This is a genomic window from Micromonospora arborensis, assembly GCF_003205615.1.
Taxonomy (GTDB): domain Bacteria; phylum Actinomycetota; class Actinomycetes; order Mycobacteriales; family Micromonosporaceae; genus Micromonospora; species Micromonospora arborensis.
In genome coordinates this window covers 2,855-17,266 of sequence record NZ_PYBV01000065.1, presented here as the reverse complement: position 1 = coordinate 17,266, position 14,412 = coordinate 2,855, and the positions used below count along the sequence as shown (strand labels likewise).

Genomic DNA, 14,412 nt, shown 5'->3' with positions numbered 1-14,412 from the left:
ACGCAACAACCCCACCAGCCAAACCCGAACCCGGACCCGCCGCCCGACCACGACCAAACGACTCCGCCGGACCCGGCTGCTGCCCCGGCTCGTCACCAGTCCGCGCGCCGGTGCCCGGTGCGACCGGAGCACCAGCGGAGACGACCGTGCCCGGCACGTCCGCCGTCATGATTTGCCGCAGCCGACCCTCGTCGTCCAGCACCAACCGCACCGGACCCCGCAGCGCCGGCGGCAAGAGGTGCGCGACGTCCGCGGCCGGCCCGAGGCCCAACGCCGCCCGGTGCTCCGGCGTCTCGGAGACACCGAATTCGAGGAACCGCTCCCCCGGGTCTCCGTGCGGATCCCACATCACCAGTTGGCCGTCCACCTGGCGTTCCACGAGTGCCATGAACCCGGAATCACCCGGTCTCGCCACCAACACGGGCGTCGCCGCACCCGGCCGCAGTTCCGCCAGACCGCCCACGCCGGCCGGAACGAACGCGCCACCGAACGCCACCGCCAGATCCTGACCGGAGCTGTCGTCGCTCAAGCTGACGACCAACACCACGCCCAACGCAGCCGACACCCGGCGTACCCGTGCCACGGAGTCCGGCGACCTGCCGTCCCAGGGCGACAGCTCGTAGACCGCCGCCCGCAACGGTGCCGACACCTGATGCCAGTACATCGGCGGCGGGTCCGGAACGTAGTGGGGAGGCCGGATGATCGACCACTGCTGGCCTTCGCCACTGATCCATCCGGCCGAGAACCCATCGTCGATCAACGCGGTGGTGTCCACCATCAGGTACGAGACTTGTGCGTGACGAGCGTCGTACTGAATGAGATACCGATCCGGCACCGTCAAAGTGATCAAACCGGTCTCATCGCCGTCAAATTGATCGAACGCGATATCGGCCGGGTCCTCGAATCCGACCGCGAGGCCCCCACTGCCCGCCAACCAGTCCCAGATGGTGTGCGGTGCGGGGGCATCGACAAACCGGAACGTCAAGGCGGTGGTGCCGTCTCCGGAGGACCGGACGTTCAGGTTCAATCGCCGGACCCTGAACAATTCCTCCCGCATGGCGGACGGATCAGTCCCGTACTGCAATCTTGAAATCATATCGTGCGCGCCGCGTCGTCTCTCAACGCCCAGTCGCGAAGCCAGAAGCCTGCCGAGGTCAGGTCCGGCGAGCGTCGAACCCGCAGACCGGTCTCGCCACTGGATCACATCCGGGTTGGCCGGATCGTCCGGCGGCAGGATGCTGGCCGCGACGACTGTCGTGTTCGCACTGGACAGGTCGCGGATGAACGCGGGTTCGTCGCCGCCGGCCTGCGGCGTCAGCGGCGCTACCAGCACCACCACCCGCAGCTGGCCCCCGACGTCGGGGAGCCGAAGCTGGGCGTATTCAGGCCCGGTCAACCATCGACGATAACGCGGCGACCACAGCACTGAGCCGGCTGGATACCGCGCCACGACCCGTCCCGTGACCGCCGGATTCCTCCGCACCAGGTCGTCGTACTGCGCCTCGGACACCCACCGCATCGACGACTGCGCCTCGGCGTCGTTCGTCGCGTCTGAGGGCAGAGAGTCCAGCTCAAGAAGCTCTCGCGTATTCAATTGACCCGGATCAAAGAACAGCCGGTCAAGCGCGGCAAGCGGGATTCTCAGGTTGATCAGTCGCTCAGCGGTGAGCCCGGAGGGGAGCACCTCCGCCGCGAGACCATCAGCGAACCGGGACACCCACAGATCCCGCCAAACAGGGTAACCATGGTCGTCGACGCCGTCCGGCGGCCGGATGGTCACCACGTGCAGCTCAGGGCCGGCTTCGCCAGCCGGCGAGTAGACGACCGGGGCCATCACCTCGGGCGGCAGCGACACCTCGACCGCGGGTTCGGCCGCCAAGGGCACCCGTTGCACCGTCCGCGACCGCACCCAGTTCCGCGCCGCATCCAGCGACAGCGACTCCGTCCGGGCCGACCCCACCGGCACCCGCACCGACCCAAGCGGACCTACCGGCGGCTCTTCCTCAAGTACTTGATAGGAGGGCATACCCAGCATCTGCGCTTCGGGGTCAACTCCCGCGTGCTCGGCAACCAAAGACGACAAGGTCATGTCGTCGACCAACGAGCTTCCACCCGCCAATCGGCGTCGCAGCTCAGCAGGGAGGTCGAGCCAGCGCGGCTGCCGGACCCGGGCGTCATCCACCGCGTCCCGCAGGCTGCCGAATGGCCCGGACGGCCCGTCGTACCCCGGGTGGGTCACCCACCACTCGGGAGTCGCAGATGATCCCCAACCCGCATAGACCACAGCCCGCGGTACCGGATGACCGTGCAGGGCGCGCTCGTCAATCGCCGACTGCACGCGGTTGGCGAACCTTCGGGAGTCGTCGTGCGTCCCGCGCAGATACAGCGTCAGGACATCCGGGGAGCTGACCCGTACCCCGTCAGCCGCGCCCGGTGCGCTGAACGGTTCGTCGAGGAGATCCTCCGCCCGCAAAATCCCACGGTGCGCGCCACGGCCGGCGATCCCATAATGCTCGACCAGCACACCGACAATCAGCGCCACGTTCTCCGGCGCGGCCAGCTCGGCCGTCACCGCCTCGATCGCGGTCACGTCCACCGAACTGCCGCCAACCACGTCCGGTGGTGACACCAACCACACACCGTTCGACAAACGCCGCAGCGTGGGTTCAGGCCCGCGCTCGTCGAGGTCCGGCGCCGATGACCGCCCCGATTGAGACGGTCCTGCCTCGCCCAGCTCGGCACTGCCCGCCCCGGCCGAATCCGAACCGACCACCGGTCCGTGCCGGCTCGACGTCGAATCGACAGAGTCGATCTGATACCACCCGGTCTGCGACTCGACCCAGATCTGGGCGATGGCCCGATGCGTGCTGGCCCCTTCGCGCGCGCCCAGCAGGCTCAGCAGCCGTACCCGCACCTCCTGGCCCGACAGCCCCGCCGGCCACCCACCCCGATCACCCGTCGCGCCCTGAGCCGAGACAGTGATTACTCGGTCGGCGTCCTCCGGCGGGCTTGGGACGACCAACAAGTGGAACTGCTCGCCACCGGGCAACCTGAACCGTTCGTTCAGCGAGGCGGCAGCCTGCTGAACGAGAGCCTGCTGGTCCCGGAGTAGCTGCGGCCCGACTCCGTCACCAGCACGCCAGGCCAGACGCAGCAGGAACACCCGAACGTCCGCCTGGAGGTCCAGATCGCGGTAGACATAGGAAACGTGTTCGCCGTCGAACGGAACGTTCTCCAGGCCCGGCGACCCCACTTGACGGAAATCGAGCGGACCGGTCTGCGCGAGCCGGGCCTCCACGCCGCGGACCGGCTCGAACACCCGCCACCAGCCCGGAGCGCGCTCCTGGTCGGCCGAGAGCGCCAGCAGCCCCGGCCGGTAAACAGCCTGTTGGTGGCCGCTGAGTCGGGGAGTCTCGAAGCTGACTTCCACTATCCCAACGTGCTGCCCCGCCGATGGGTCCAGGCGGCGCTGAATCGGGAGGATCGCCTGCCTCATTGCCATGGCGATTTGGTCCGGTGAGTTTGTCAAGTACGACGAAGCGGGAGAATATTGACGAAGAGCAATGATTCTCCCCAGAAAGAAGGTGAAATCCAGTTCCAGCTCCGCCAGGATCCACGAGTCAGGGACCGCATTATACGACTCTTCGTTCGCGGAGAAGGTGACCGCCAGCCGAGGCATGGGCAGTCCGATAAGGTTCCGGGCCAATACCTCGGGCAACAAGACACTAAAGAATCCCAGGCCGCGACGCACATCGGAGGGCGGCGACCACCCGTCGGATTGCGGCCAGTCGCGGGACAGGTCGACGAGCAGCTCGATCCGGGAACCTTCCTGCACCACGTCCGCATCATCGGCAGGCTCGGCGTCCGGCGAGGTCGCCGGCGCCGAGTAGTAGTTGAGCGGCGGGCTTCCGGCGGTCTGCTGAAGCAACCAGATCCGCAGCAGATAGTCGACGGGCACATTTCCGTCGACCATCTCATTCCGATGCGGCCAGTCGCTGGCCACGTCGTTTACGCCCAACATCCGCAGCAGCCGAGCGAGCAGCGCCGCGTCCGCCTCGGCAGCCGAATCGCCTTCGGAAAGCAGGAGATCAGTTGGCCATTCGTCAGGCGACCTCGCAGCTGAGCCTTGCGGCGCGTCACCGTCGACCAGGCTCACCCGCCAGTCGGCGTCGTCGGACTGGCCGAAGTTCAACCGGACTTCCAGTTGCAGCAGTTCCTCGGAGGGCAGAATGTACCGCCCGTTGACAGAGTTCACCACCTCGTGGACGAGGCTGACCAGACGGTCCCGGCGGTCCTGGTTCTGGCTCTCGGCGTTCACGTCGATCCTGAGCAGAAGAGCCAGGACGTTCCGGGCACCGGCCGGATCGTCAATTTGGAGCCGGAGCATCCCGTACGCCGCAGCGGGGCGGCCGTCGTTCGGAGCAGACGAATCCAGCCGCACCGATTGAATCTGGAAGTCACGCTCGGCCATCGCCTGACGGACCTGTGCAGCAAGGGCCGTCGCGGCCCCTTCCGCATAGCTGATCCGCAGCGTGGGGACGTCCTGACTGTTTATCCAGATCGGAACCGCGTCGTCGACGCCCCGCACTTCCAGCCCGTAGGCCCCTGGGCTATCCGGCCGCCGTTCCTCGACAGACTGCCTAACCGGCAGTGACCACGACGGATCCCACAGACTGGTCAGGACTCCGGTATTGAAGAGCCACTGGTGGTGGTCCGGTGCCAACTCCGACACGATTCGGCGCAGCTCGCGGTGCACCTGGTGAGCGGGCGGCGCCTCCTGAGCGACGTTTCGGTAACGGACGACGAGTTCCGCCGATGGCATCGGCAGGCCGAGGCCGAATCGAAAGACCGCGGCGAGAGCGAGCCGGTCAGCCAGTCGTTGGATCGCGGTGAGACCGATTCCGGAGAGGCCCTCGTCCATGGAGTCGAACACCAGCTCCACGACGGATGGAGAGTTCTCGGCCGGGCGCGGCTGCCGCTCGATGTTGAACGCCTCGGTGGGGTCGTCGCCGAAGCCAGTGGCCTCGCGGTCGTCCCCGTCGGGCTCGTCGTCGCTGAATAGGATGTCGCTGCCGGCGTCACTGGCGGTACGGAAGTTGGATGGAGGGAGGAACACAGGCTCGGCTTCGGGGTCGTCAGCGGACAACTCGGAACCAGTCTCGTCCATCAATTCCGACGCGACCGGTAAGTTGGGCGCGGAGACCTCAAGTGGCGGGAAGGGGCTGCGTGGCGCCTCGCCCACGGTCTGCTGGACCCTCCAGATCCGCAGCAGATAGTTGTCGGGAACACCTCCGGCGACCATCTCATCCCAGGCCGGCCCGTCGCTGGCGACGTCATGGACGCCCAACATCCGCAACAGTCGGGCGAGCAGCGCCGCTTGGGCCTCGGCAGACCCGTCCGGCTCGGCAAAGAATTCTGCCGGCCATACATCCGGACGGTTTGCGGCGGACGGGACATCCGACGGCGAACGCTCAACGACCACTTGCCAGTCGAGGTCGTCGGCGTTGTCAGTGTGATCGCCCCTGGCGATGTTCAGGTGCACGTTCAGGTGCAGCATGCTGCCGCCGGGCAGCGCGAATCGCCCGTTAATCCGACCCACGACCAGTTCGACGAGCCTCTTCACCGGCTCTCTCATGGTCCATTGCTCGACGCTCACGCGGAGACTGAGTGCAAAGACCAGGACGTTGCGGCCCTCGGACGGCTGATCATGCACTAACTCGACCACCCGGTACGCCGCGGTCGGCAGTTCTGAGTTGAACTCCCCAGCAGACGGCCCTAGCCAAACCGGGGCAAGCAAGTCCTCATTTGCGACGAGTTCGTCCTCCACGTCCCTAATGAGTCCGGCCATCTGCCCGGGATCCAAATCAGTGATTGTCCACCCATGCACTGCATTGTCGATCACCCAGTTAGGAACCGTGCTGTTGCCATACGCGACTCGCAACACGTACTGCCCGGCGTGAACGGACCGCTCACCCCCCCACTCCATCGCCACCGGCAGGCGCCAGTACGAATCCCATTCTCCATCCACCAATTCCGTGACATGGTGACGCTGGAAATGTTGCGGCGCGTGCTCGGACACGTAATTGGTCAACACCGAAGACAGTTCGCGGGCAGCAGCCACCTCCCTTGGGTTCTCGCTCTGTTGGCCAGCAGGCTGAGGGATCTGGATCCTGACCATCGGCATCGGCAAGCCGAGGGGGCCCCGAATTGCCGCGGCACGAGCGAGTTCGTGACCCAGACCTCGAATCTCGTCGCCGACGGCTCCGGGGTGTTCCCCGTCCGTCGAGTCGAACAGCAGCTCTATGACGTGAGGCAAGCTTTCGGCCTGCTGCTCCTGCGGCCCGGGCCCGTCTGCCGGATCGAGGTCGCCGCTGGATTCGGCGGACTCGGGCGCCGCGCCATCGGAACCGCCGTCGGACAACTCGGAGGCGGTCTCGTCCGGCCTTGCCCACCGGCTCGGCGAGCCGGGTGGGGAGACCTCAACTGGCGAGTACTCGTTCGCCGGCACGTCGCCGAGGGTCTGCTGAAGCAACCAGACCCGCAGCAGATAGTCGTGGGGCACCCCCCCGTCGGCCATCTCATTCCAATACGGCCCGTCGCTGGCGACGTCGTGGACGCCCAACATCCGCAACAGCCGGGCGAGCATCGCTGCTTCGGCATTGGCATCGGCCAACTCAGGACCTTGGACAAGCAGGGGGTCCGCTGGCCACAGCTCAGGGAGATTCGCAGCCCCGTCAGGCGACCCCGGACCGTCAACGAGGTTTACCCGCCAGTCGGCGTCGTCGGCATCGTTGAAGTTCATCTGAACGTCCAGGTGCAGCAGGTCGCCGAACGCAGTGAACCGTCCGTTGACCCGATCCATAACCCGCTGGGCGATCCAGCTCAACCTCGGCTGGTCCTCAACCGCAGCCGTCACGGCGAGCCTGAGCTGGAAGACCATGACGAGCCGCTCGTCGAGCGCACCGGCGCGCTCCAAGTGGAACACCCGGTAGGCCGCTATCGGGCGATCAATGGACTGACCCCAATCGGACGGGTCAATTCCAGACGGTGACAGCCGAACCTGATGGGTCTCGAGGTCTTCACGGGAGGCGAGCACCCGCTCGACCTCCTGGGACAAATTGTGCGTGTCCGGTCCGTGATCGGTAACGATCGTCGGCGTGGTGTGCGTAGAGTCCATCGCCCAGTTCGGAATCCTGGCGTTGGCGTACACAATTTCCACGGCGTACTGGCCCGCCAGATCCGGACGCGGCAACTCTGGCGCCAGATAGACCTGCGGAGACGAATCCTGGCTGAAGCCAGACCCGACGAGATCTCGCACCCGCTCGGGTACGACCTGCATGAACTGCTGGACCACCCGACGAGCGGCAGCTACCTGACGCGGATCCTCGTGCCGTTGACCGTTCGGCCGATAGACGCCGATGATCATCGTCGGACTTCGCATGCCGTAACGGGCTCGGAAGGCCGCGGCCATGGCGAACTGCTCACCTGTGGCTTGGATCCAGTTGAGATCGGAGTCGCTCGGCTCGCTGTCCTCCGTGTCCAACCGCAGCACCCTGGCTGGACCGGCGATCTCGGTCTGGAGGTATGGCTCTGTCGCGCCGACGACGGAGCCTCCGTCTTCATCGTCGGCGTCGTAGGATCTGTCGTTCAGGTCGTCGTCAGCAGGGTCCTGTGGGGTGTTGTCGGACAGGACCAGGCCGTGCGGCGGTGCCGCCGGCGCCGCCGCGATCCCGTCGAAACGCCGGTAACTACCATCCGGAAGCTCGTCGTTGACCACATCCCAACCACCACCAGGCGCACCCTCCACCGACGGGGAGAACAACACCCACGACTCACCACCGGACGACAACACCTCAGCAAGCTGATCCCGGCTCCCGACCGTCACCGCACCAGGCGGAGCCAACACCTCCACCCGCCGAACATCCGACAACCGCTGCGCAAAACCGTCACCCAACAAGCCCGTACCACAGGCAACCAACAGCAGATCCACACCCTCAGGCGCAACCCCGTCAAGAATCTGGGACAACTGCTCCGCAGTAAGGGACACCGCCCCAACCGCACCGTCAACATGACGGACCGGAACCCGCACGCCCTCACCCGCACCATGAACGAGTACCGGATACCTCACCCCATCCGGCAGCAGCCGCTCAGGATCAGCAAGCAAACGCCAATCGTCATCAGCCAGCAGAGCGACACCACCACGGGCACCACCCAACGACCGCACAACAACCGGCAACCCATCCGCCAACCAACCACCGTCATCAGCCCGCGACACAACCGTCACACCAACCGGCACCGGGCCGACACCACCGGCCATCTCCAGACCGTTGCCACGCGACTCGTCCGCCAGCGTCGCGGTCGAGGACGACGTGGTGGCGACCGTCTCCCCGGAGCCCGCCACGACAACCTGCCGCAGCTGCCCCTGACCGTCGCGCACCAACTGCACCGGCCCTCGCAGCAACGGCGGCAACACGTCGGTGGTTGCCTGAGCGCCCTGCCCAAGATCGAATCCGAAGAACAGGTTGCCGCGTTCCCCACGTGGGTTCCACGCCACCAACTGCCCGCCGAACCGGCTCTGCGCCAACTGGTCACTCAACCGGCGTTCCACCAACACCACGCCCGCCGCACGATCCGGCCCCGCGATCCACACAGCCGTTATCGCACCCGGCCGCAGATCCGCGAGACCACTCAGATGCGAGTCGACGAACGCACCACCAAACGCGGCCGCCACGTCATGACCGGGATCCGCACCAACGCCACCCGGCTCACCGACCGGTGCCACACCCAACGCCGGCAACACCTGCCATACCCGGTCCACACCGTCTGGTGACCCCGCCCCAGCCGGTAGCTGCCGCACCGCCGCCGCCAGCGGCATCGACGGCAACTGCCACTCGCCGCTCTCACGTGCCGGCGGATCCGGATACGACGGCAGGTCCGAATAGTTAACTGGAAGCTCCGTGAGCAACCAACGCGAGCCATCACGCTGAATCCACTCGGCCGAGAAGCCGTCCTCGCGCAACGCGTCGAGGTCCAGGTACTCGACATCACCGACCACATCCGATCGGCCAGCTTCGGCGGGCCGCCGGGAGATATAGCGAAGCGGCACCATCAAAACGACCGCCGTCGACCGGTCGCTACGGGGTCGAATTTCGAATGGGTTCGCGATTGACAGCGCGCGCCAGATCGCATTCGCCGACGCTCGCCGCCCGGCCAGCAACCGAAGCTCGATCCTTCTGAGCTCATCCCCGGACTGATCGAACTCAGGCACCGACCCGACCGGGGACACCTCATCCCGACTACCGGACCCATCGTTCAGATCGCGGCCGGACGCCGGCTCGGCGGCGAGTATCGAATGCAGCAGGTGGACCAGGTCCTGATGCCCACCGCCGTCAGGCTCGCCGTCCGGCGAATCGTGTGCCTGCCAGATCTGCCAGAAGCCTCCTACCGGGATAGCTCGACCATTCCCCGTCGGTTCGTCCGTTGCGGTGGCCACAACAACTGTCGTGTTCACGCCGGACAGATCACGGATGAACACCGGATCATCCCCGCCGGCCTGCGGGCTCAACGGCGTCAGCAGCACCACCACCCGTCGCTCGCCGCCGGCATCGGGTAGCCGAAGCTGGGCGTACTCACGCCCGGTCAACCATCGAAGATAACGCGGCGACCACAGCACCGAACCGGCCGGATACCGCGCCACGACCCATTCCACGGCCGCCGGGTTCTCCTGCACGAGGCGGGCATACCGTTCCTCGGTCACCCACCGGTCGCGCCACAGGGGACCATGCCGCTCCTCAGCCACCTGCCGTTCGTGCCATGTCAGCGCCAGCGCCTGCGCATCGCCCGTCGCCGCAGAAGGCAGACGCTCCCCGACCTGCAAAGGGTCCAACTCCACAAGCTCTTGCGTGTTCAAGTGACCCAGATCAAAGAAGAGCCGGTCAAACACGAAAAGCGGAGTGGCTCGCCCAAGCAGCCGCACCGTGGTGATCCCGGCCGGCAGCACCTCCGCCGCGAAACCATCGGCAAAGCCGGAAACCCACAAGTTCGGTCGAATACGGGAGTCGCGTTGGTACCCGTTCGGCAGCCGAATGGTCATCACATCCAACGCCGGATCCGCCCCGCTGGCGGGCAGATGCAGAACCGGCACCGCCACATCGGCCGGCAGGAGCACCTCGACCACGGGCTCCACCGCCGAAGGGACCTGTCGTACCGTCTCCGGCACCAACCACGCACGGGCCGCGTCCAACTGCGCCGAGGCGGTCTGGGCCGAGCCCACCGGCACCCGCACCACCGGCCCGATCGGACCCACCGGCGCCACCGCCGGTGCATCCTGCTGATAAGCGGGCGCACCCAACCGGTCCGCGTCAGGATCCACGTTCCCGGCCGCGGCGATCATCCTCGACAGTATCGAGTCACCAACGAACGTACTCGAACGTGCCAACCGATGGCGCACCTCCGTTGCCAGCCCGACTCTGGCCGGCTGCCGCGACCGGGCCAACTTCACCGCCATATCGAGGCGCGGATACGGCCCCAACACCGTGCCCAGGCCCGGCTGGACAACCCCCCAACCATCGAACCCGGACGGGTTGCGCCCGGCGAAGACCACCGCACGCGGCACGGGAGCACCCCATGCAGCGCGATCGTCGATCTCCGACTGCAACCGCACAGCGGCCTGCTGGAAACGGTCCATGGGCGCCCAATGCCCAGCCCTCCGCCACCCTGGTCGGCCGATGTCGTGAGCAGACAGGTGATACAGCACCAGGACATCCGGGGAACTGATCGGCGCCGTTGTGCCCTCAGCCGGCACGCTGAACGGCCCATCGAGAACATGGTCCACCGGCATCAACTCGCGGCTGCCCTCACCCCGCGCGGCCAGCTCACCGGTTGCGGTCAGCACCCCAACCACGAGAGCCACATCCGGCGGCACGACCATCCCGGCCGCCATCGCCTCAGCCTGTTCCGCGTCAACCGCCACGCCGTCAACCACGTCTGGCGGCGGCACCAACCACGCACCGTTGGGCAACCGTCGCATCGACCTAACCGGTGATCCCTTACTCGGATCCGGCTCGCCAGCCGATGACCCCGCAACAGCCGCCCCGGATCTCGACGGACCCCCCTCACCCGACTCCGCCGGCCTCTCACCCAGGGCAGCCAACACATCCGGGTCAAACGGCCCGGGACCTGACGGACCGAAATCGCCCAGGAGACTCTGCTGAGATGGACTGGCCGGAACAGGGGAAAAGAATGGCGCTGGGTAGTCATCAGCGTCCCGCAGCGGAGACCCGGGTTCGTAATCGGTGTCCAAATTCAGGTCGGTGGTCGGCGTCGCGACAAGGCTCGCCTGCAACCTCCAGATCCGCAACAGGTACTCGTCGGGAACGCGCCCGGCACGCATCCTGCCCCACAGCGGGCCTCCGCTGGCCACATCGTGCACACCCAACATCCGCAACAGCCGGGCAAGCACCCGCACCCTGGCTTCCTCAGGCGCGGCCTCGGACAGCAGACTATCGGGCCAGACCTGCGGATTCGCCGCCGCAGACAAACCCGAGCTCGAATCGGTGAGGGTCACCCGCCAATCAGCGTCTCCAAAATCGACCACATCAACGTGCACATACAGCACCGCCCCGTCAGGCAGGACGACACCCCGCTCGTTGATCAAAACCGCGATTTCCCGGGCCAGTCGCTCCGCTGCATCCGCACCCCGGATAGACCCGTCGAAGCCGAGTCGCAACCGTATGACCTGGACCTCGACATAAGCATGCGACAACCGGAATACCTCGTACTCCGCGAGCGTGTCCCCGCCCGCGTCGTAGTCGAACGGAAGCAACCTCACATGCGTGCTGCTGAACTGGTCACGGCTGTCGAGCAGCGATCCAACCTCCTGGGCCAGAATGACTGCATCATCGGCCTCAAGACGACGGATCGTCGGGCGCTCCCGACCGCTCTGACCCGAGAGTGGCTCCGGCTCCTCCCAATCCAAACGCTGGTTGACGATGTGAATCTCCATCGCAGCTTCCGGCGGCGTGGGCGGCGCCAGCGCCCCGATCGCTCCGTCGACCGGCAAATCCGGCAAAGACCACGAGAGGTCCACGGCGACCGGACCCAAGTCGTCCCCGCTGGCAACGAGGAGCGCGTGCTGTTCCGGCAACTGCTCGGACACGATTCGGCGCAACTCGTCCCGCAGCCACGAATTCGATTCCGCCATCCCATACTCGAACTCACGCCGATGATTCACAAGAATCGATGGCATCCGCAAGCCGTAACTAGCTCGACGGAGCGCTGACAGCGCAACTTCCCGACCCAGCTCATGGATCACGTCGCGATCGCGCGCGGAAAGGCGGCCGTCAGCGGGCCGCTCCCCTTGCGTACGCCCAACGTACGTAGATACAACGGGCTCCCGCTGAACAATCTTCGGCCGGGTGCCGGGCATCTGCGCGAGGACATTGCGAGCAGCGTCAGGCGTAGAACGACCAGAGTCGGGCGCGAGACGACCAAAGTCGGACTCGGGCACACCCTCGCTGTATTCGCGATCGGCGTGCATGTCATCGTCGCCGATCAACGCGGATAGCTCGGCACGCCAACGATCACTTCGGGAATCGTCGTCATCAGAGTCAACGGCGTCCGGCGTGGCATGGCCAGAGCCGGCAACGGGTGCATTCTCGCCATCCTCAGCGGTGTAGAAACTGTCGTCGCCCTCCTCTCGCTCTCCGTCCTCGTCGGCGTCGTAGAACCTGTCGCTCAGGTCGTCGTCACCAGGGTTCTGCGGGGTGTTGTCGGACAGGACCAGGCCGTCCGCGGGTGCCGCCGGCACCGCCGCGATCCCGTCGAAACGCCGGTAACCGCCACCGTCCAACAGGTCGTTGACCACATCCCAACCACCACCAGGCGCACCCTCCACCGACGGGGAGAACAACACCCACGACTCACCACCGGACGACAACACCTCAGCAAGCTGATCCCGGCTCCCGACCGTCACCGCACCAGGCGGAGCCAACACCTCCACCCGCCGAACATCCGACAACCGCTGCGCAAAACCGTCACCCAACAGACCCGTACCACAGGCAACCAACAACAGATCCACACCCTCAGGCGCGACCCCGTCAAGAATCTGAGACAACTGCTCCGCAGTGAGCACCACCGCCCCACCACTGCCATCACCGAGCCGAACCGGAACCCGCACACCCTCACCCGCACCATGCACGAGTACCGCAAACCCCGTACCGTCCGGCAACAGGCGCTCAGGATCAGCAAGCAACCGCCAATCATCATCAGCCAGCAGAGCGACACCACCACGGGCACCACCCAACGACCGCACAACAACCGGCAACCCATCCGCCAACCAACCACCATCATCAGCCCGCGACACAACCGCCACACCAACCGGCACCGAGCCGACACCACCGGCCATCTCCAGACCAATGCCACGCGACTCGTCCGCCAGCGCCGCGGTCGAGGACGAAGTAGCGGCGACCGGGACCACTGCTCCCGACGGGTCGAGGACAACCGCCTTGGCTGCGGAAACCGGTCCCACCAGCTCACGCGTAATGAGCCGCGCACCGTTCTTGCCCTGCGGCTGCACCCACTGCAACGGCTGGTCCGTATCGGTGGTGTGGTGCACCGCGAACGCCTGCCGGACGCCACTAGCAACCTGCCGCCAGACCAACGCGGTACTACCCGGCCCGGCCTTCGTCACCCGCCGCTCGACATCAACCCACGACGACACCGGACGCCATTCGTCGCCATCGATGCGATCTGTCAGATGCCCCGCATGGACGGCCGAGGTGTCCTCGGTACCGGCCACGTCGAGTGTCCGCTGCGGATACAACGCATCCTGGAGTCCCTTGAGCAGTTCGACGCTCTGCCGCCGATCTGCCCCACGCCGGCGAGGCGATGACCCGCGACGGTCTGCGACCTGGGCGGCAACCATGTTGACCAGGGATTCCAGACCAGCCCGGTCGAGCTGTACCGGTGCGGATGTCTCGGGCGAGAGCGCATCGGCTTGCTTTGCACTCCCAACCGTCTCCGGGCCGTCGACAACACCCGCAGGCTGGTCCGCCTCGGAGACACGACGCCCACCACCCTCGCCCGAAGAAACCACCGACCCGCCGGGGGAAACCACTGGCGTGGCTGCGGCACCGCTGGTCGCACCGGTGAGCGGAGCACGCACTCGGGCCGTTCCACCGTCGGTGACCGATTCGACCGAGCTGACCGGGCCACCCCGCCCAGCCGCGACCGACAAATCTCGTACCGGGACCGGCCCCGAACCCCCACCAGCCGGAGCACCTCCGGCGCTGCCAACCGGAACCGGACCGGACATCACCGCAGCGCCACCAGTCGCAGCCGCCCTGCCAGCCGCGGCCGCACCACCACCCGCGGTCGCACCACCAGCCGCGGTCGCACCACCACCCGTGACCG

General features: G+C 66.5%; 1 protein-coding gene. It reads right to left on the bottom strand.

The window, feature by feature from the left end:
* Positions 1–14,164: hypothetical protein (locus C7C45_RS32445; protein ID WP_146247477.1), on the bottom strand; the 14,164-nt coding region annotated here is incomplete at its 3' end.
* Positions 14,165–14,412: the final 248 nt, after the last annotated feature.